Genomic DNA, 20,947 nt, shown 5'->3' with positions numbered 1-20,947 from the left:
AGCTAACAACTTCACTTAAAGATAACTCTTTTTATTCTTACTCGAGAACTTTCATGACGGCCTCTTTTCTAATTTGTATAGATCACCCCTAAACGCAAAGGGGGTTAACCACCTGAACGTATCAACAAGAACGTGGGTAGGCTTGCTGGGTACGCTGGGACTGATGATCAGTGGTTGCATGGTCACCCCTGACAAACCCATGCCTGTATTTAGTGGGGAAAATAGCATCAACTACTCAGTAAAGTTATGAAAGCCCTAATACAAGTGCGGTGGGTTGGTCCTAAACAGGTCAATGGCTCGCCCTCTGCGGGAACAGAGCCCCACACTGCGGTTTTAAAAACCATGGATGCCAAACTTAAGGGATATGGCCATAGAGAGCGTGTTGTTGTTAAACGAAATTATGGGCTCTCTGGTGTGGATATTGATACCGTGAAAGCCAACCGCAGTCCATCGTTAGGTACTGTAACGGTCATGTTCCAACGAGAAGCCGGTTATGATGCCGACCGTCAAGATTGGTTTAGGGCAAATCATAAAAAACAGATGGAAGCTTATATCTAAAATCCTACAGGCGCCTGTTCGCAGGGCGGATTGCAAAAGGTTTCGATAAAGGGTGCATTACCTGCCATAAAGGTACGGGTGATAAGATGATGTTGACACGTGATTGATAAAGATCATCGTACGATTGGACATGTCGGATCACTTCTGCAGTCTCTGTTTTCTGGTAATGATGGTTTGAGGCATGAAACTGTTGGGAAAAACCTTGCGAGCATGGCATAATCGGCACCCTGTTCAAGAATCATTCGCACTTCAAGGCGAGGACCTGAATGTTCCCAACCCTCACTGCATATAAGGATCGATTGACCCGCCATGTACAGGGGAAGCTGATTCTTGCCTCCGCCATGGGTATGGCTGTTGCGCTGGTTAGTCTGTTGTTACTGTTTCAATACCTGTATCAACAACAACTTAACCACAGTGCCAACCGCATGGCGAGCCAAGTGCAAATGCTTTTTCAGGTGGCCCTTGAAAATGCCATGCTCAAAAGGGACCTTGAAGGCTTAAATGCCATAGTTCAGCGACTGGGGCAACAAGCGGGTATCCGCTCTGTGATGATTATTAATCCGGATGGAGAAATCCGTTTTAGTTCTCAACCTGAACGGCTTTACCAACCCCTGGCCCATAAGCAAGAAGAGACGACAAATCATCGACAGGCCAGCACCCAATTTATGAAGGATTGGCAGCAGCAACCAGTGTTACGGAGCTTGCATCCGGTGGCTAACCGTGAGGCCTGTCTACCTTGTCATGGCAGCGTGGCAGAAAACCCTATTAATGGGGTTTTATTGGTCGATTTTGAAGCCTCACCGGTCGAACAAAACGCCTGGGAAAGCACCAAAATACTGTTCTATATTGGCTTGGCCATACTGACACTGAGCCTATTTTTTGCTTGGCTGGCAGCACGGCACTTAATACTCCGCCCTTTGACGCAACTGAATATGTTAGCCAAAGCGATTGGGCAAGGTCGATTACAGCAGCGTAGCCATATGCAGGGTAAGGATGAACTTCATCAACTAGGGCGTACCATGGACCAAATGGCCGATAATTTATCGGTAACCATACAACGCCTAGAAGAGCGCGAAGCCTATACACAATCCATTTTGGATCATATTCCAGATGGCATTCGCGTTATTGATCAGCACATGCGTACCCAGTTAACCAACCAGGCTTTTCGTGACCGTTTAGGGTTGGAAGATGATGCCGTGGAACTGGCCCCTTGTCACGCGGTTAGTCATGCCAGAACAACCCCTTGCCCCCCTACAGTGATCAGCTGCCCCGTGCATGAGCTGATCGATACACCGGGGCAACGGTTAAAAACCATGCAAACCCATATTCATGCGGATGGGCAATCTGAAGTTGAGGTCGAAGTCGTTGCGGCCTCTATGGAAGTTCAACAGGAAGGCACCCCAAAAAAGCTGATTGTTGAATCCATACGGGATATTAAGGAAGCGGTTGCGTTTGCACATGGTCAAAAAATGGCGGCGTTAGGCCAGCTGGCCTCAGGCATTGCCCATGAGGTGCGCAACCCCCTTGCAGGTATACGTTTTGCTATGCAATCCAACCTCTCTGGGGATGAAGTCTCTCGAGCACAGCTCAAAGAGACTGTGGAGCTAACAGAAAAAGCGGTAGACCACTGTATTGAGATCACTGAACGGGTTTTACGACTAAGTGAAGCCCCTGGTATTGCCGCGCTTTTAGAGCTGAATACCATTGTGGAAGAGACCGTAGCGCTCATGAACTGGCAAGCACGCGAGTTCAATGTTGTGATACACACAGAGCTCTCGGAGCAGAATCCTCGTACCATGGCAGCAGACAGTGATTTGCGTATCGTACTGCTTAACCTGATGCAAAATGCGCTACATGCCATGCCTAGCGGAGGCACACTCCGCATTGGCACCACAAGAGGAACCGAACGTGTCGCTTTTGTGGTTGAAGATACTGGGGAAGGTATTGCCCCTGATATTCGTGCTCAAATTTTTGATCCCTTTTTCAGCCACCGCGCCGATGGTAGCCATGGTGCAGGATTGGGGTTAACTTTGGTTCAAACCACCCTTTCGCGTTATGACGGACAACTCATGCTGGATAGTACACCGGGTAAAGGCAGCCGTTTCACCATCTCCTTGACCGACGCCGATATCAATTCATCGGCGCCAGTACCACATGAGAGGAGATAACCCATGGGTACCAAAATTCTCATCGTAGAAGATGACCTGACCATGAACCGTTTGATGGTTAGCCACCTTAGTCGCCTAGGTCATGAGGTCACTGGTGTGGTTAGCCGTGCGGAAGCAGAACACTATTTTGATCAACATGAGCCCCAACTGATCATTATGGATCTGCGCTTACCGGATGTGAACGGCATTGACTATCTGCCAGAAATTCCTGTCTCTGCACCGGTTATCATGTTAACCGCATACAGCTCCGTAAGTAGTGCCGTTAAGGCAATGAAAGCCGGTGCTTTTGAGTATTTGGTTAAACCTGTCAATGTTGAGGAGTTGGAACTGGTGGTCTCTCGGGGCCTGGAACATGCCAACTTGACCCATGATCATCAGTTTTTAAGCCAGCAACGTCAGCAGGAAAAACACCAAGGTCTTATTGGTAACAGCCTGCCTATGCAACAGTTACAACAACAGATCGAACAAGCCGCCACCCATGCAACCCCTGTCTTAATTTTTGGTGAACAGGGTTCAGGTAAATCTTCCATTGCCCGTACCATCCATACGCTAAGCAGCAGACATGATGGACACTATGCCGTACTGAACTGTGAAGAGTATCAAGACGCATTGCTTGAGGCTGAACTGTTTGGTCACGAAAAAGGGGCGCTTCCTGGTCGTATCGGGCGTAAACTTGGCTTGTTGGAAGGGGCACGCCAAGGCACCCTGGTCTTGGATGAAGTAGAGGCGTTATCCCCTGAACTTCAGCAAAAGCTACTGACACTGCTTAAAGAAGGGCGGTATTCTCGCTTAGGTGGCACCCGAGAGCTCATTGCGACAGCACGCATTATTGCAACCAGCCACATGCGGCCTCAGACTTTACTCTCTGAAGAGTTATTGCTGCCAGAACTGTTAAGCATATTGAGTGCTCAACAGATCGCTGTTCCTGCTTTAAGAGAGCATACCGAGGATATCCCCGCACTCATTCATCATTTTCTGGATAACCACCCTTTTTCACTCACCGTCCCCAAACGCTTGGCACCCAGTGCCATGAAGCGCTGTACCGCTCACGATTGGCCAGGCAATATTTTAGAGCTACAAAATGCTATGGAACGTGCAGTTCTTCTTTCATCCCGTGAAGAGGTAATCCAGGTGGAACATCTTCCCTTCCGGGAACCAGGCGCGCCTGCACCACAAGAGAGCGGTATTACCTTAAAATTCCCCTTTGAACCCACCCTTGGGGAGATGGAAAAACACTACCTTGAACACCTTCTGCGTCGTTACCAGGGACACCGAGCCAGTGTGGCCAATAAACTGGGCATTAGTGAGCGTAACCTCTACCGATTAATCCGAAAGTATGGATTGCAAGAGGTTAGATAGCATTGAGACAAGCCCTGTCCATTTGCCCTTTCATATTTGAGACCTCTTAAAGGGGGAGGCGTTGTCTAAAAGGGTCCGCCATACATGACAACAGACCTCATTGATGGACGAAGCGACTCTAATATTGCCTACTTAAACACGGTGCCCCTGTTGACCAATTAAACCACCCCAATAGAGTTACCGATTACATATTTGTCGAGATTACGTTGAGCTGCAGCCCATGCCCCAGCCCGCTTTCTCATCCCCCTTGACCAATCAAGGCGTCAGAGGGGATCAGCCTATAGAGGCTAACACCACCTCTACAGACTCACCGACCCATTCATGATAACAGAGATATACGCACGATCACCTCGTCCAACCATCTCTAGGCTTCCCCCAGCCTATGCACACATAAGCTTTTTTTTGTCAAAACTGACATACCTGACATGTATTAAAGGATAGAACACAATCCTTAAGCATGAGGGAGCACCTATGGATTAATAGTCTAAGCTCCTACTTACACAGCACTTTTGCAGGATTATAATACTGATCATAACAGAACTATTAAGACCGCAAGATTCCACGGACGATCCCGCGCAGCAAACCGACCACATCCTTCAATAAATACCATATCTACCTGTTTTTACTTATCTTTAACCCTAACACTAAAGAACTATTTACATAACGCCAAGGCATTTCGTCTAATGCTTTTCCGATTCCTAAAGACGCCACAGGGCGAAATCAGGTATACTTGTCTTTTTGTCATGTTTGATCTTCCTCAACCTAATTCCGCTGCGTGGCATGGGTAAGGCATCAATGCAAAAGTTGGCATCGACGTTCCGCAAGTTCTCCATTGCACAAATACTGATGGGGGCTTTTTTAACGGTCTTGATTATGGCAGCACTGGCCATCTATGCGGCATCAGATATTCTGACGCAGAAGTCCATTGACCGTTTGGCAGCCATGGAAGCCCGTAAAACCTCGGAACTGATTTTTCAAAGCCTCTACGGGGTGATGCAAAAAGGCTGGGTAAAACATGACATTCAGGATGTGGTTAAACGCATCCATTACACACTACCAGACATTGAAATTAACTTGGTGCGCAACACCAAAGTGGCGCAAATGTTTGGGGAGAGCGACTATTCGCGGGATCAAAGAACACGATCCGCCCAAATTGATCAAGTGATGCAAAGTGGGCAAGAGCTGCTGCGCGCAGAGGAAGATCTTTTACACTTTGTCTACCCTTTGGTAGCTAAAGAGAGCTGTTTAAAGTGCCATACCAATGTCGAAGAGGGGTATGTAAACGGCGTTATCCATATCACTTTTCCCCTTAAAGATCTTAAACTTCCTCTCTCATTTGCGCTCAAGAACATCATTCAAATCTTTGGGGTCATCACCCTTTTGATTTTATTGGTGCAATTTTTTGTTTTCCGGCGGTTCTTTGTGCAACCCATCATGAACCTAACCGAACATATTCTCTCTTTACGACATCAGCAACAGCTACCAGGTGAGCGTCGTTTAACCGATATTCCGACTTGGTTTAAAGAGCTTCACCATCTCACAGAGAATTTCTGTGACTTAATGGAAAACCTTGCTTCAGTACAAAAACGGTTAAAGGATCAGTCTGAACGGGATGAGTTAACAGGTCTGTTCAACCGTCGTTTCTTTAACCGTGCGCTTAATGCTGAGCTGTCCCGCGCCAAACGTTACGATCACTCTCTTGCCCTATTTATGCTGGATCTTAATGGTTTTAAACCCATTAATGACACCTATGGGCACGCTGCGGGCGATGCCATCCTTCAGGCATTAGGGCGAGAACTGCAGAACAAACTAAGAGATAACGATATTGTTGCCCGAATTGGCGGTGATGAATTTGTTGTTATGGCCCCTGAGATTGGAGCTGAAGGCGCAACACAGTTTAAAGACAAACTGCGTACATTGGTCGAGCAAACAACGACCCACTTTGATGGTGAGACCTTGAGTGTGGGCACCAGTATTGGCATTGCTCTCTATCCAGAAAATGGGGACCAGAGTGAAAGATTGATGGATTTTGCGGATGAAGCGATGTACGAAGAAAAAAGGAGTCGTAAAACACCCGGCGCAAGATAACCACTAAGAACAGCCAGAAATGTTCATACAAAGCAGGGGCAGGCTAAGTATAGAATCAGTGCATGCTATTTAGATCATGTGTTGTGTTGGGCAGCTGTAGACAAATAGCAGCCCTATAACCCTCAGGTCACGGTTACTCTGCGAATAACGCCCGCCCCCAATCCATCGTAAGGCTAAATCTTCGCATCGCGTTTCAAAGGATCATCAACACGATTCTCAGCAACACCCATGACAGTGATCATAGAATCACAGGACGGGCCATATCTCTACGTATACCTTAGACAAAGAAAACCTGACTGGGTGATCTTATGGGATGCCTCATAGTACCAACCGGCCTTATGCCAAACATGCCCATTTTAACAGGCTCTACACCTTTAGGTTAAAAATGGCACCTTCATCAGCACATCATCTTCATTTACGATCTAACCACTCATAAACAAACCATATACCTCTCGCCCCCCACACTTTCAAGCTTTTACACCTTCGTCACCCGCCCTTAAACCATATCGTCTTTTCACCCACTGGCCACAATATCCCTCCAATCAATCAAAAAAATCGGCTGGCGCATTGACGGACAACCGATGAATCAACAGGCAAATATTATCATTTTCAGCCGACGTCTTCTCAGAGGCGCGCCATGCAACGGCCTAGGAGCTCTCTGCTCAAAGTCTTCTTTGACAAACATACTGCACATGCTACACCACACAAAAATCTCTTTGAGGTTCTCTATGTTTTGTATGGAAGGCACTTATAGGGCTTTATCCGCATTCTGCCCTTAAAAAAGCACTCAATCACTGGCAACAGGTTACCGCACCCCCTAGAAGCTACAACATGGGCATTGACGCCCTCATAGCGCCGCTCTTAACAGAATGGTTCTGTGTTTAAATCACGATATCGACCTGATGATTGGGTTACAACTACACGAACACTTCAGAGCTGCCTATTTTCATCTATTTACCCATAAACAAGCTCAACCACTCAAAAGAAGCCTAGATTATTCGTCAATGAATAAATTTTTATTCTCACCTGCACAGATCTACTTTTTAGTTCGCTTAGACCATGCTCTACACATCACCTTATGAAAGAGAGATAGGCACCAAATAACCTATTTTATATTTCTTTCTTTTCATTTATGCATAATCGCGTAGAGTATGAATGTGACAAATTATGACGCATTGTCTTTTACCTATGCATTTTTGGAGTCTTTCCATGAGCGGACATGAGACCTCACGTTGCTTTAAACTGACCCGAACAGCCGATCAGATTAAGGTACATTTAAACGTGGCACCGACCTTTAGCCAGAGTGGGTACTTTCTAGATCTCGCCCGCAGCATACCCGCAGACTCCACCGTCACCATCGATTGTGAACAGGTTAATTATCTCGATAGCACAGGATTGGGCGTTTTACTGCTGTTCCAAGAGGTCTTAGTAAAAGTTAAACGCCCCATACAACTCCATAATGTGCATGCCCCAGTTAGGCGCCTTTTGCAAACGGCACACTTTCATAATTTTTTTGCTTATGATTAACCCCCACGCCCCTTCTGGAGATACCGTTGTTGATTAAAAAAACAGCGTGCGTGATACCACTTCAAACATTATATAAATAAATAGGCGATATAACCTATATAGCGCTTGACTCATGAGCCATTCTTTTTTAGGATGCCGCTCCTGTTGTTCAACTCTCTTTAGAAGGAGACACCCCATGGATGGTGTGACCCCCTTTATCGTGGATGTTGGCATCTGGTCCTTTTTGGCACTGCTGCTATTTCTGGGCCTTGCCTACTAAGCGCATGCGCTCCCCTAACGGGAGAAACAAAAAGCCCCGCCATTAGCGGGGCTTTTTTGTATACAGTCAAACATCATGATCCATAACAGGGTCCATACACTCCACATGGGTAGGTTTTTAGCGACCGTACAAAAAATCTAACAGACCTTAAAGCTAGACAACAACCTTCCTATCCACCTGCTTAAAGCCCCACACCGTCACACACTACCTTTATGCTCTACAGTGCCTGACCATTTCTTTCCAGATCATCAAAAGAGCCGCAATGGCAGGCTTATGTTGTCTTTAAATGGGTTCCAAGCCATTTACCCTCTGCAGGTATATCTTTATTAACAAAGCTCATCGCCCCGATGACGGCCCGATCCCCCACATCCACCCCCATCTGGATCACTGAATTTGGCCCAATAAAGACACCACTACCTATAGAGGTCGCCCTTTTTTCGACCTCCTCTTTGCCCATAGAGGTCGCCCATTTTACGGTATGGTGAGAATAGATATGCACCCCGGCACTAATGGAGACATAATCTCCAATTTTCAATCCACCAGAACCATCTAAAATCACATTCGGCCCAATCCAAACATGCTCGCCTACCTCAACATCCCCAAGGATCAAAACATTGTTATAGCAAGAACTTCCTTGACCAAAACCGTTAAACTGCGCGGTTTCCCACCGGTCGGACAATAGATCTTGAATCGATACATGGCGATTAAATTTCGCCTTCATCTCCCCACGTTTCTTTTTAAGAAAAGAGATCAGTTCATCATAGATCAACATATCAACTTCCTTTTCGGCGCTTTACCTAACAGGAATATAGGCAGCTGGGGATCTCTACTTTACTTACAGAAAAGCACCAATAGACACAAGGATTTAAACCATTCGTCTATTGGTGCTTTAAAGATCACACACCATATAATATCAACCTCAAACGATGAATATTACTCCCACTCAATGGTACCGGGTGGTTTAGAGGTAATATCGTAGGTAACACGGTTGATGCCGTTGATCTCATTGATAATGCGGTTAGATATATGGCTTAAGAGATCATGAGGCATGGGATACCAGGTTGCGGTCATAAAATCTTTGGTTTCCACCGCACGCAAGGCCACCACATAGTCATAGGTACGGCCATCCCCCATGACACCGACGCTCTTAACCGGCAAAAAGACCGCAAAAGCCTGGGAAATCCGATCATAATGCCCCGAAGCATAAAGCTCCTCCATATAGATCGCATCGGCCAAACGCAGCAGGTCCGCATACTTTTTTTTCACTTCCCCTAAAATTCTCACCCCCAAACCAGGGCCAGGGAAAGGGTGCCGATAAACCATACGGTGGGGCAGACCCAGCTCTACACCAACCTTACGCACTTCATCCTTAAACAGCTCACGTAGGGGCTCCAGAAGCTTTAGAGCCATATCATCAGGCAAGCCCCCCACGTTATGGTGTGACTTAATATTGGTCGCCTTACCGGTTTTGGTACCTGCAGACTCTACAACATCTGGGTAGATTGTACCCTGAGCCAACCATTTGGCATTCTCTATCTTACCCGCCTCTTCATCGAATATTTCAATAAAGGTGTGACCAATAATTTTACGTTTCTTTTCAGGGTCAGCCACACCGATAAGCTTGCCTAAGAACCGATCTTCTGCATCGACCCGAATAACCTTCACCCCCATGTTCTTGGCAAAGGTTTCCATGACCTGATCACCTTCATTCAAGCGTAGAAGGCCATTATCAACAAATACACAGGTCAACTGATCGCCAATGGCTCGGTGCAATAAGGCTGCAACAACTGAGCTATCCACACCACCAGAGAGCCCCAAAATCACATGCTCATCACCAACCAACGCTTTAACCCGAGCCACCTCATATTCAATAAAGCTATCGGATGTCCACAACCCATTGCAGCCACAAATGGTGCGCACAAAGTTATGGATCAGCTGTTCACCGTTGTCGGTATGGTTGACCTCAGGGTGGAACTGTACCCCATAGACATGCTTCTCCTCATGCGCCATGCCGGCGATGGGAGCATTGGGGGTTTGAGCCGTTTTAACAAACCCTTTGGGCATCTCTTCGACATGGTCACCATGGCTCATCCAGACATTGGTCTTAGCTCCAGCCTCTACAAAACCCTGGAACAGAGGACCAACCGCACCCACAGGTGCCTCAATCTCAGCACGTCCATACTCACGCTTATCACTGGGGGCTACGGTTCCACCAAAGTGACGCCCCAAAATTTGCATGCCGTAGCAAATACCCAAGACAGGAACCCCCAGCGCCATAATGGCCTGGTTCAGTTCCGGTGCCTCATTGTCATAAACGGATTGATGACCACCCGAGAGAATGACCCCATTTGGATTAAAGGCCTTAACCGCCTCAGCATCCATTTCATGGCCGTGAATCTCACAATAAACCTGGGTTTCACGTACACGGCGAGCAATCAACTGGGTGTATTGTGAACCGTAGTCCAGGATGAGTATTTTTTCTGAATGCAGCGCGTCAGACATGGCATAAACCCATTGACGAAGGTGGGCAACCGGCGAAAAATCCGCCGTTAAAAACGAAAAAGGGTCCCGTTTTGACGGGACCCTTAGTAGATCAGCACCCCCAATTATTCCATACGGTAGTTGGGGGTCTCTTTAGTGATGGTAACATCATGCACATGAGACTCTTTAAGGCCAGCACTGGTAATTTGCACAAACTGGGCCTCGGCGCGCAGTGACTCCACAGTGCCACAGCCGGTATAGCCCATAGCGGCACGTAAGCCACCAACCATTTGATAAATAATATGGTTGATAGGACCTTTGTACGGTACACGGCCTTCAACACCTTCAGGAACCAGCTTCTGAGCATCCGACACATTGGCCTGGAAGTAGCGATCCTTAGAACCCTTGGCCATGGCACCAATAGAGCCCATACCCCGATAGGTCTTATAACTACGGCCCTGATAGATAAACACCTCACCAGGGGACTCATCCGTGCCAGCAAACATGGACCCCAACATGACACAAGAGGCACCGGCTGCAATGGCTTTAGCCACCTCACCAGAAAACTTCACCCCGCCATCTGCAATAATGGGCACGCCAGCTTTGTCGGCTTCTTCCGCACAATCAGAAATGGCGGTAATCTGCGGCACACCAACCCCTGCAACAACACGGGTGGTACAGATAGAGCCAGGACCAATACCCACTTTAATCCCATCAGCACCCGCATTAATCAGGGCTTTAACAGCTTCAGGCGTTGCAACATTTCCGGCAATGATCTCAAGGCCTGGGTAGGTCTCTTTGGCAAAGGCAACCATATCGATCACCCCTTGGGAATGACCATGGGCTGTATCCACAACCGCCACATCCACACCCGCCTCAACCAGTGCGGCCAGACGCTTTTTATTGTCCTTACCTACACCAACTGCAGCGCCAGCAATCAACCGGCCCTCTTCATCTTTACAGGCCATGGGGTGTGCATGGTTCTGCTCAATATCCTTCACGGTAATCAGACCCGCCAAGATAAATTGATCATCCACCATCAACAGTTTTTCAATACGGTGCTGATGGAAGAGATTTTTAACCTCGGCCATATCTACACCTTGAGGAACCGTAACCAGATTTTCCCCTTGGGTCATCAATTCACGAATAGGCTGAGTTTTATCCGTGGCAAAACGTACATCACGGTTGGTAATAATACCCGCCACACGACCATCATCTTCCACAATGGGAATACCCGACACATTGCGCCGCGCCATTAAGTCCAAAGCGGACTTCAGGGGTTCATCAGGACCCAACGTCCAAGGGTTAACCACCGTACCACTGATATGGCGCTTAACCTGACGTACCGCACTGGCCTGCTCTTTAATGGTCAGGTTTTTATGGATAATACCCATGCCACCTTCTTGCGCCATGGCAATGGCCGTACCCGCTTCAGTTACGGTATCCATGGCTGCTGAGAGCAGTGGCATATTTAAGCGAATGTTGCGGGTAAGACGGGTGGAGATATCCACCTGGTGAGGCAACACATCACTGTGGGCCGGCACCAGTAGAACGTCATCAAAGGTCAACGCCTGTTTGGCAATGCGCAACATGTTCCTGTTCCTTCTTGTTCTGCCCCAGGGGGTTAGCCTTTATAGGCAATACCCACCAGGTAGTGTTCCGGACTACGGCTACGACTGGAGTCAGGCTTGATCACCTTCACCACATCAAACATGGCTCGGGCCTGTTTAACCATGTCGTGAAAACCAGGTCCGTTAAATAACTTAATACCGAGATTACCACCCTGTTTCAGGTTCTCTTCTGCAAACAAAAAAGCCGCCTCTGCCAAAGCTTCTCCGCGCAGTTGGTCTGCAGACTTTACCCCACACATGTTGGGGGCCATATCTGACAACACCACATCAACCCGCCCATCGGTTAGCAGAGCCTCTAATTGATGGAGCATATCATCATCGAGAAAGTCCCCTTGCAGCAACTGGGCACCGGGCACAGGGTCCATAGCCAGCAGATCAATACCCACCACAGAACCTTTTTCCCCGGCTAGCTTAACCGCAACTTGGGTCCAACCACCTGGGGCAGCACCAAGCTCCACCACGTTGGCCCCACGGGGAATAAGCAAGACAGGCTTTCCATCATGCTTAACAACTTCCTGCAGCTCCATAAGCTTATAGGCAGCACGGGAGCGAAAACCTTCGCGACGAGCCTGTTGCACATAAGGGTCGTTATGGTGCTCCCTGAGCCATCGTTTACTACTGGGGCGGGGTTTGGCCAAGGTTCGCTGTCCGATAAAAGTTCTAACCCAACAAAAAGCGGGTTGTATTGAGAAGCTGAAAAAGGCGGTTATTGTACACCGTTGGGGTGAAAAATTCAGCCCAATTCTGAACCCATAAGGGGGTCAATTCCGCCAAAAAACAGATGGGGGGAAGACAAGTTATAGTCTTCCCCCCACCGGGTACTGCCAAGATGTCAGAAAATCAGAATGTGATTTCTACCACCTCAAAATGACGTGAGCCGCCAGGTGCACGCACCTCTACGGAGTCACCTTCCTCCTTACCAATCATGCCTCGGGCCATAGGGCTGGAAATCGAGATCTTACCAATCTCTAAATCTGCCTCTTCATCCCCAACAATATGGTAGGTGGTCTCTTCCTCGGTATCTTCATCCATAACCGTTACTTTGGCCCCGAACACCACACGCTCCGCACTTAAACGGCTGGTATCGATCACCTCAGCACTGGCCAGCATGGTTTCTATTTGGGCAACACGCCCTTCATTGAAACTCTGCTGCTCTTTAGCGGCATGGTACTCAGCATTTTCGGAAAGATCACCATGGGCACGCGCCTCTTCAATGGCGGCCACAATCCGTTTACGATCGATGGATTTGCGACGCTTCAGCTCATCTTTAAGCTGCTTGGCGCCTTCCATGGTCATGGGTACTTTTTGGTTCATCGTTCTACCTTTTCAAGCCTTTTCCAACCGGTGGCCGCCTCTCTTTGGCACCGGCACCTACCAACTGGATACCACGATTGTGGCATCTGGTGGGTTTGGATCAACCATTAGGTTTATGAATAAACACGGCGACGCATCCAAAAGGCTGCGTCGCCGTAAGCAATCAGTTATGTCGGATTGGCCGCTAGGTGTCAATAATAATCTTGCAGAGCTTTACAATTAAAGTCCGCAGCTTGCATTGACTCCATGGCAGCAACGGCTGCTCGCATACCTGCTACCGTTGTAAAATAAGGAATTTTACTCATCAAAGCCGTACGTCGGATGGGGTAAGAGTCCTCAAGGGCACGTTTATCCTGGGTGGTATTAAAGACCAAAGCCACTTCATTACTCTTCATTTGGTCAACAATATGCGGACGCCCTTCGGTCACTTTATTAACCGGCTCGACCTCAATCCCCTCCCCTTTAAGGAAGCGCGCTGTACCGTTGGTCGCACTCAACTTAAAGCCCATTTCAACCAGACGCTTCGCTGGCAGTACAATGGCGGTTTTATCTTCATCCTTTACAGAGATGAAGATACGTTGATTTTTGGTCTCTTCACTGGCCATGGGCAGGAACACCCCGGCCCCTTCCTGTGCTTTAGCAAAAGCGGCACCAAAGGTATCGGCCAAGCCCATGACTTCACCGGTAGACTTCATCTCCGGCCCCAATACAGGGTCCACATTCATGAACTTCTCGAAGGGGAAGACAGCCTCTTTAACCGCAACATGGCCCGGTTTAGGTGGCAATGTCAAACCGAGATCTTTCAAACTCTCACCGGCCATGACACGAGCCGCCAGCTTGGCAAAGGGCACACCAGAAGCTTTGGAAACAAACGGTACGGTTCGTGACGCACGAGGGTTGACCTCAATGATGTAAACCGCACCTTTTTGAATGGCGAACTGAATGTTCATCAAGCCTTTAACTTGCAGCGCCTCAGCCAGCATTTTGGTTTGACGTTCAATCTCATTGATCAAATCCAAACCAACCGAATAGGGCGGCAAAGAGCAGGCTGAATCACCAGAGTGAACCCCTGCCTCTTCAATATGCTCCATAATACCGGCCACCACAGCATCCTTACCATCGGCGATGCAATCCACATCGATCTCAATGGCATCCTTCAGGAAGTGGTCAATCAGTACCGGATGATCTGGAGAGGCCTGAACAGCCGTACGCATGTAGCGCTCCAGATCTTTAACATCATGCACAATTTCCATAGCCCGACCACCCAAAACATAGGATGGACGCACCACAACCGGGAAGCCAATGGCCTCAGCTTCACGGATCGCCTCACGTTCAGAACGGGCAATACCATTGGGGGGCTGGCGCAAACCAAGTTTCTGCAGCAGCTCCTGAAAGCGCTCCCGATCTTCTGCAATATCAATAGCCTCAGGCGTAGTACCGATAATCGGCACACCCGCCTCTTCCAGGCGCTTGGCCAGCTTCAGCGGGGTCTGCCCACCAAATTGCACAATCACACCATGGGGTTTTTCAAGATCCACAATGGCCATGACATCTTCAAAAGTCAGTGGCTCAAAGTAGAGACGATCAGAGGTATCATAGTCGGTGGAAACGGTCTCAGGGTTACAGTTAACCATGATGGTTTCATAGTCAGCTTCACGCAGTGCAAAGGCTGCGTGCACACAGCAGTAGTCAAACTCAATACCCTGACCAATACGGTTAGGACCACCCCCAAGAATCATAATTTTCTTACGATCCGACGGTGCCGCTTCACACTCCTGCTCATAGGTGGCATAGAGGTAAGCGGTTTGAGAGGCAAACTCCGCAGCACAGGTATCCACACGCTTAAAGACGGAGGTCACACCACAGGCTAAGCGTCGTTGACGTACACGATCACCAGACTCATCAGTCAACACACCCAGGCGCTCATCCGAAAAGCCCATCCCTTTGAGCTCATGCAAACGCTCAGCGGTAATACCATCGATAATACCACCGCGTACAGAGGCTTCCGCTTCAACAATCTGCTGAATTTGATCGAGGAACCAGGGATCAATCGAGGTGACACGATAGAGCCACTCCAGATCCTTGCCCTGACGGAAGGCCTCAGCCACATAAAGAATACGGTCTGGGCCAGGGTTGTGCAGCTTCTCTTCCAGCACCCCTTCCCAACCAGCATTTTCAGTGTCTAGGATCTCATCAAAGCCATCCAGCCCGATCTCCATGGAGCGCAAAGCTTTCTGCAACGACTCCTTAAAGGTACGGCCAATGGCCATGGCTTCGCCCACAGATTTCATCTGGGTGGTGAGCAGATCACTGGCTTGCGGAAACTTTTCAAAGGTAAAACGGGGGATCTTGGTGACGACATAGTCAATCGTTGGTTCAAACGAAGCGGGTGTAACCCCGGTAATGTCGTTCATAATCTCGGGCAAGGTGTAGCCGATGGCCAGCTTAGCAGCCACTTTAGCAATGGGAAAACCCGTTGCCTTGGACGCCAGCGCTGAAGAGCGGGAAACCCGAGGGTTCATCTCAATAACGACCAAGCGCCCATTTTCAGGGTGGATGGCAAACTGCACATTAGAGCCACCCGTATCCACCCCGATCTCACGCAACACAGCAATGGAGACATCACGTAAGATCTGATACTCCTTGTCCGTCAGTGTCTGTGCAGGCGCTACGGTGATGGAGTCACCTGTATGCACACCCATGGGATCAAAGTTTTCAATAGAGCAGACGATGATGGCGTTATCCAGGCGATCCCGCACCACCTCCATCTCAAACTCTTTCCAACCCAGCACCGACTCTTCAACCAGCACTTCGGTGGTGGGCGATGCCGCCAAACCACGACGGATAATCTCTTCAAACTCTTCCGAGTTATAAGCAATACCACCGCCAGTCCCCCCCAAGGTGAAGCTGGGGCGGATAATGGTGGGGTAACCCACCTGACTCTGGATTTCCCAGGCCTCTTCCATGGAGTGCGCAAAACCGGATTTTGGCATTTCCAGGCCAATATCTTCCATGGCCTTTTTAAAACGCTCACGATCTTCGGCTTTGCTGATGGCGTCTCGGGATGCACCGATCAGATCGACATTGTACTTCTCAAGCACACCCGCATCGGCCAAATTCAAAGCGGTATTCAATGCAGTCTGGCCACCCATGGTGGGCAGAATGGCATCAGGGCGCTCTTTTTCAATAATCCGGGTAACCGATGGAACGGTAATAGGCTCCACATAGGTACGGTCTGCAAGCTCAGGGTCGGTCATGATGGTCGCAGGGTTGGAATTCACCAACACCACTTCATAACCTTCTTCCTTCAGAGCCTTACAGGCCTGGGCACCGGAGTAGTCGAACTCACAGGCCTGACCAATAACGATGGGTCCCGAGCCGATGAGCATGATTTTTTTAAGATCGGTACGTTTGGGCATGGCGTCCTCTATAACCCTCTTTAGCGCATCAAGTCGGCAAACTGTTTGAACAGGTAGTGAGCATCGTGCGGGCCAGGGCTGGCCTCAGGATGGTACTGAACCGAAAAGACCGGCTTATCCTTGATACGAATACCTTCCACACTGCCATCAAACAGAGATCGGTGGGTAACTTCCAGCGTACTGGGCAGCTCTTTATCACGAACCACAAAGCCATGGTTCTGACTGGTCACTTCCACGACGCCTGTAGAAAGGTTCTGCACGGGATGGTTACCACCGCGATGACCAAATTTCATTTTATCTGTTTGGGCACCCAGGGCCAGGCAGAGCATTTGATGACCGAGGCAGATACCAAAGAGCGGTTTATCAGCCTTGATCAACTCCTGAATGGTCGCCACAGCATGCTTAACCGCATCTGGGTCACCAGGACCATTGGAGAGGAAGATGCCATCAGGATTAGTGGCCAAAATATCTTTGGCAGAGGTCTTGGCAGGAACCACGGTCAAATCACACCCAGCCTGCACCAAACCACGCAGAATGTTGTGTTTGACACCAAAGTCCAAAACCGTAACCTTTTTCCGGTCACCGCGGGCCTCTATTTGCCCATAACCATCTTCCAGATCCCACAACCCTTGCTGCCAGTTATAGGAGGTCTGACAACTCACTTCACCCGTCAGGTCCATACCGGCCAAACCAGGGAAGGCTTTGGCCTTGGCCACCAGTGAGTCTGTATCGAAGTCCGTGGTTGAGATTACCCCACGCATGGCACCTTCATCCCGCAGCTTGGAGACCAAGGCACGGGTATCGATCCCTTCAATGGCAGGGATGTTATGCCGAGTCAGGAAGACAGAGAGGCTCTCCTGCGAACGCCAGTTACTAAAACGGCGTGCGGACTCCTTGACGATGAAGCCACGTATCCAGGGACGACGTGATTCCATATCTTCGGGGTTGATGCCCACATTACCCATTTGGGTATAGGTCATGGTGACAATCTGTCCAGCATAGGACGGGTCGCTCATTATCTCCTGATACCCGGTCATAGAGGTATTAAAGCACACCTCTCCAACCTGTTCAGTGTGGGCACCAAGGGAGCGCCCGTCGTAGCGGGTGCCATCTTCTAGAACCAAAACCGCACGGCCTTGGTCGGATTGCTGCATGTTCAAAGTGTGTGCTCCAGCGTTGGGACGGGGTAGTCAAAGACCCCTTCACGATGACATGATGAACTTTCTTTATATAAGCGTGCCGCCGCTTATACTCTTTTTAGCTACTTTCGTCAATAAGCGTAACAATGATGGCACAGCTTGTAGAGCATACGAAAAAATGGTTTAAATGAATAGTTTGTTCCACACAACAGGGTCATCATTAGAATGAATGGCTCTGTTTTTTGGAACAACCACCGAAACGCTAAAAACTTAATCATATATTTTCAACGACTTGCAAAATCCAAGACGATTGATTCCCAAAGAGAGGGTTACCATGAAAAAACCACTGCGTTTAATGGCTCTGCTAACCATAGGCCTTTTAAGCAGCTCCCCAGCAGTGGCCGATGGCTGGTTAGGGGCCACAATTAATACACCCAAAGGGGTTCAGGTAGGGGAAATTATTAAAGACAGCCCTGCCGACAAAGCTGGCCTGGAACGGAATGATATTATTCTGGAGTTGAATGGTCATGCCATCCGTGGGCCGGGTCAATTTGCCCGACGCGTCGCCACCACTAAACCAGGAACGCGCGTTACGCTGAAAGTGATGCGCCAAGGAAACCTGACCTACCTAAAAACAACCTTGGAAGACAGCAAGGATCATGGCTCTGTCACCTCCTACCCCAACACCCCGATGGGCAGCATGATGGATACCCCACGCCGCATGATGCGTAATGGTCCATTTGGCGGCAACATGCATAGCGGCCCACGAGGGGGCTATGGAGGTCCCGGTGGTGGTTATGGTGAGATGCCTCCCCCCCCACCACCCGGTGGGTTTGGTCAAGAAGGCTATGGCGGTAGTCAGCCCCCACCGCCGCCCCCTGGTTATGGTCAGGAAGGTGGCTTTGGTGATCCCATGAGTCAGCAGGGCGGTTTTGGCCAAGGAGGCTTTGGGCCAGAGAACTACGGCCAGCGCCCACCCCCGCCTCCCCCACGTCAACGCATGGCTGGAGGAAAAGCCAAACCTTGGTTGGGTGTTGCTGTTGAAAACACACCAAAAGGTATTGTGGTTGAAGGGGTTGCGCCCACCAGCCCGGCTGCTAAAGGTGGATTAAAAGAGGGCGATCTAATCCAAAAGGTGAATCAAGCCAAGGTCACCACAGATCAACAGTTGATTCAAGAGATCAATAAACTGCTCCCAGGCCAAAAGCTCAGCATTACCTACAAACGTGCAGGTAAAGTTCATAAGGTGGATGTCGATGTCGCTGCACGCCCAAGGCGCCGCTAAACGGGAATAGAACCATGGAATTTGCAGCACCCCTAACACCGGCACGCATGATTAAACGGTATAAGCGCTTCTTAACAGATGTCACCATGGAGGATGGCCAAGAAGTCACCGTCCATTGTGCCAATTCAGGTTCCATGAAGGGGCTGGTCCATGAAGGAGAACCGGTTTACATCTCCCATTCCGACAACCCTAAGCGCAAGCTCGCCTGGACCCTGGAACTTGTGCATGATCGTGGGGCCTTAGTCGGTGTTAATACAGGCTTGGCCAACCGTATTGCCGCTGAAGCGATGGAAAAGGGCGTGATTGAACCGCTCAACGGATTTGCAGCGTTAAAGCGTGAGGTCCCTTTTCATGATTCCCGGTTGGATTTTCGCTTAACGGATGCAGAGGGTGCGCTGACTTATGTTGAGGTCAAGAGTGTCACCCTACAACTTGGAGGGGATGCAGCCTTTCCGGATGCTGTAACCAAACGCGGGGCTAAACATCTTGGCGCCCTGATTGAGGCGGTTAAAGCTGGACATCGGGGGGTAATCCTGTTTATTGTCCAGCGGTCTGATTGCGACCATTTTCGCCCTGCTAAAGAGATAGACCCCACATATGCCCAGTCGTTAAAATCTGCGCTGGATGCTGGCGTTGAGTGTTTGGTATACGCCTGTGATGTCACACCTCAATCGATTCAGGTGGTGCGCCCGTTAACCGCCACCCTATCGTAAATATGTGAACGTTTTTATCACGATCCCCAAGGACCGTGTGGAGTGAGCTTCCATGATTGCCATTAAAACCCCGGAACAGATTGAGAAAATGCGTGTTACCTGCCGACTGGCGGGTGAGACTCTCAATATGATCGAGCCACATATTAAAGCAGGGGTCAGCACCGAGCAGTTAAACACCATCTGCCATGACTACATTCTCAGTCATAATGCCATTCCCGCACCTTTGAACTACCGGGGTTTCCCAAAATCCATCTGCACATCGGTGAACCATCAGGTCTGCCACGGCATTCCTGGTGACCGTATTTTGCGTGAGGGTGATATTATCAATGTCGATATCACAACCATTATTGATGGATGGCATGGCGATACCAGCCGCACCTTCCATGTTGGCACGCCAACCAAAAAAGGTAAAAAAATTGCGGATGTCGCCAAGTACTGCCTTGATTTAGGCATTGATGCGGTTCGTCCTGGCGCACATGTAGGGGATATTGGTGCTGTTATTGAACAGTACGCTCGTCAGAATCGCTGTACGGTTGTGCGGGAATACTGCGGGCATGGTATTGGTGAAAAATTTCATGAAGAACCTGCCATTTTGCACTTTGGGAACCATGGTGAAGGGGTTGAGATTAAACCTGGTATGGTCTTTACCGTTGAGCCGATGGTCAATTTAGGCAAACCCTATATCAAGTTGATGCCAGACCAATGGACGGTTGTGACCAAAGACCACAGCCTCTCTGCTCAGTATGAACATACACTGGTGGTGACAGAGACAGGGCGCGAAGTGCTAACGGATGTTAATGGGGAATACAGCCGGACTTAACGCACCCGCTCATATCTTGTATAAAAAACGTCATGGCCCTAACCATGGCGTTTTTTTATCCCCCCTGGCTTCACCAAACCACGCCCCACTAGCACAGAGGTCTCAACCCACATGTGGGTTGCGTATAGAAACCCCATGCGCAAACAGGCTTTGAGGGCCAAGGTTCCCTGCCCAGCTTACCCAGAC

General features: G+C 49.2%; 15 protein-coding genes. 8 read left to right on the top strand and 7 right to left on the bottom strand.

The genetic code is table 11. From position 1 onward, the window contains the following. Nucleotides 1–246: 246 nt before the first annotated feature. The 5 genes from V5T57_RS13005 to V5T57_RS12985 all read left to right on the top strand — a co-directional run bounded on the left by V5T57_RS13005 (nt 247) and on the right by V5T57_RS12985 (nt 7,700). Nucleotides 247–558 carry a hypothetical protein gene (locus V5T57_RS13005; protein WP_332891658.1) on the top strand — a complete coding sequence of 104 codons (312 nt, stop codon included), beginning with the start codon at nt 247–249 and terminating at the stop codon, nt 556–558. Between the two features lie 266 nt (nt 559–824). Continuing rightward, the gene (locus V5T57_RS13000) at nt 825–2,726 is read left to right on the top strand and encodes a sensor histidine kinase (protein WP_332891657.1); all 1,902 of its coding nucleotides are present in this window, start codon (nt 825–827) and stop codon (nt 2,724–2,726) included. Nucleotides 2,727–2,729: 3 nt separating this feature from the next. Further along, complete coding sequence (locus V5T57_RS12995; protein WP_332891656.1) at nt 2,730–4,085, top strand: sigma-54-dependent transcriptional regulator; 1,356 nt, start codon at nt 2,730–2,732, stop codon at nt 4,083–4,085. Nucleotides 4,086–4,880: 795 nt separating this feature from the next. Then, nucleotides 4,881–6,173, top strand: coding sequence for a GGDEF domain-containing protein (locus V5T57_RS12990; RefSeq protein WP_332891655.1), 1,293 nt, complete (start codon nt 4,881–4,883; stop codon nt 6,171–6,173). Between the two features lie 1,209 nt (nt 6,174–7,382). Next, the gene (locus V5T57_RS12985; RefSeq protein WP_332891654.1) at nt 7,383–7,700 is read left to right on the top strand and encodes an STAS domain-containing protein; all 318 of its coding nucleotides are present in this window, start codon (nt 7,383–7,385) and stop codon (nt 7,698–7,700) included. Between the two features lie 530 nt (nt 7,701–8,230). Here the strand turns inward: V5T57_RS12985 and V5T57_RS12980 are convergent. From V5T57_RS12980 to carA, 7 genes are all read right to left on the bottom strand, one after another. Further along, nucleotides 8,231–8,731: an acyltransferase gene (locus V5T57_RS12980; protein ID WP_332891653.1), complete on the bottom strand. Its 501-nt coding sequence runs from the start codon at nt 8,729–8,731 to the stop codon at nt 8,231–8,233. A 161-nt stretch (nt 8,732–8,892) separates the two neighbouring features. After that, nucleotides 8,893–10,461, bottom strand: coding sequence for a glutamine-hydrolyzing GMP synthase (gene guaA, locus V5T57_RS12975; RefSeq protein WP_332891652.1), 1,569 nt, complete (start codon nt 10,459–10,461; stop codon nt 8,893–8,895). Nucleotides 10,462–10,565: 104 nt separating this feature from the next. Next, entirely contained in the window at nt 10,566–12,029 is a 1,464-nt protein-coding gene (gene guaB, locus V5T57_RS12970) for an IMP dehydrogenase (RefSeq protein WP_442918214.1), read from the bottom strand. 35 nt (nt 12,030–12,064) lie between these two features. Then, nucleotides 12,065–12,709 carry an RlmE family RNA methyltransferase gene (locus V5T57_RS12965; protein ID WP_332891650.1) on the bottom strand — a complete coding sequence of 215 codons (645 nt, stop codon included), beginning with the start codon at nt 12,707–12,709 and terminating at the stop codon, nt 12,065–12,067. 202 nt (nt 12,710–12,911) lie between these two features. Beyond that, nucleotides 12,912–13,385, bottom strand: coding sequence for a transcription elongation factor GreA (gene greA / locus V5T57_RS12960; protein WP_332891649.1), 474 nt, complete (start codon nt 13,383–13,385; stop codon nt 12,912–12,914). Nucleotides 13,386–13,576: 191 nt separating this feature from the next. Further along, complete coding sequence (gene carB / locus V5T57_RS12955) at nt 13,577–16,804, bottom strand: carbamoyl-phosphate synthase large subunit (protein ID WP_332891648.1); 3,228 nt, start codon at nt 16,802–16,804, stop codon at nt 13,577–13,579. Nucleotides 16,805–16,824: 20 nt separating this feature from the next. Then, a complete protein-coding gene (carA, locus tag V5T57_RS12950; protein WP_332891685.1) occupies nt 16,825–17,958 on the bottom strand; it encodes a glutamine-hydrolyzing carbamoyl-phosphate synthase small subunit in 1,134 nt (377 codons plus the stop codon). 319 nt (nt 17,959–18,277) lie between these two features. On the opposite strand from carA, the gene V5T57_RS12945 reads away from it, so the two are divergent. The 3 genes from V5T57_RS12945 to map are packed head-to-tail and all read left to right on the top strand — an operon-like array spanning nt 18,278 to nt 20,761. Next, a complete protein-coding gene (locus V5T57_RS12945) occupies nt 18,278–19,228 on the top strand; it encodes a PDZ domain-containing protein (RefSeq protein ID WP_332891647.1) in 951 nt (316 codons plus the stop codon). A 14-nt stretch (nt 19,229–19,242) separates the two neighbouring features. After that, entirely contained in the window at nt 19,243–19,941 is a 699-nt protein-coding gene (sfsA, locus tag V5T57_RS12940) for a DNA/RNA nuclease SfsA (protein ID WP_332891646.1), read from the top strand. A gap of 52 nt (nt 19,942–19,993) precedes the next feature. Continuing rightward, nucleotides 19,994–20,761, top strand: coding sequence for a type I methionyl aminopeptidase (gene map / locus V5T57_RS12935; protein WP_332891645.1), 768 nt, complete (start codon nt 19,994–19,996; stop codon nt 20,759–20,761). Nucleotides 20,762–20,947: the final 186 nt, after the last annotated feature.

Source organism: Magnetococcus sp. PR-3, from assembly GCF_036689865.1.
Taxonomy (GTDB): Bacteria; Pseudomonadota; Magnetococcia; order Magnetococcales; family Magnetococcaceae; genus Magnetococcus.
Note: the sequence above shows the minus strand (reverse complement) of the source record. Positions and strands in the feature narration are given on the sequence as shown.

Excerpts from the sequence above, each read along its gene's own strand:
- V5T57_RS13005 (WP_332891658.1), top strand. The coding sequence starts at position 247 with ATGAAAGCCCTAATACAAGTGCGGTGGGTTGGTCCTAAACAGGTCAAT.
- V5T57_RS13000 (WP_332891657.1), top strand. The coding sequence starts at position 825 with ATGTTCCCAACCCTCACTGCATATAAGGATCGATTGACCCGCCATGTA.
- V5T57_RS12995 (WP_332891656.1), top strand. The coding sequence starts at position 2,730 with ATGGGTACCAAAATTCTCATCGTAGAAGATGACCTGACCATGAACCGT.
- V5T57_RS12990 (WP_332891655.1), top strand. The coding sequence starts at position 4,881 with ATGCAAAAGTTGGCATCGACGTTCCGCAAGTTCTCCATTGCACAAATA.
- V5T57_RS12985 (WP_332891654.1), top strand. The coding sequence starts at position 7,383 with ATGAGCGGACATGAGACCTCACGTTGCTTTAAACTGACCCGAACAGCC.
- V5T57_RS12980 (WP_332891653.1), bottom strand. The coding sequence starts at position 8,731 with ATGTTGATCTATGATGAACTGATCTCTTTTCTTAAAAAGAAACGTGGG.
- guaA (WP_332891652.1), bottom strand. The coding sequence starts at position 10,461 with ATGTCTGACGCGCTGCATTCAGAAAAAATACTCATCCTGGACTACGGT.
- greA (WP_332891649.1), bottom strand. The coding sequence starts at position 13,385 with ATGAACCAAAAAGTACCCATGACCATGGAAGGCGCCAAGCAGCTTAAA.
- carB (WP_332891648.1), bottom strand. The coding sequence starts at position 16,804 with ATGCCCAAACGTACCGATCTTAAAAAAATCATGCTCATCGGCTCGGGA.
- carA (WP_332891685.1), bottom strand. The coding sequence starts at position 17,958 with ATGCAGCAATCCGACCAAGGCCGTGCGGTTTTGGTTCTAGAAGATGGC.
- V5T57_RS12945 (WP_332891647.1), top strand. The coding sequence starts at position 18,278 with ATGAAAAAACCACTGCGTTTAATGGCTCTGCTAACCATAGGCCTTTTA.
- sfsA (WP_332891646.1), top strand. The coding sequence starts at position 19,243 with ATGGAATTTGCAGCACCCCTAACACCGGCACGCATGATTAAACGGTAT.
- map (WP_332891645.1), top strand. The coding sequence starts at position 19,994 with ATGATTGCCATTAAAACCCCGGAACAGATTGAGAAAATGCGTGTTACC.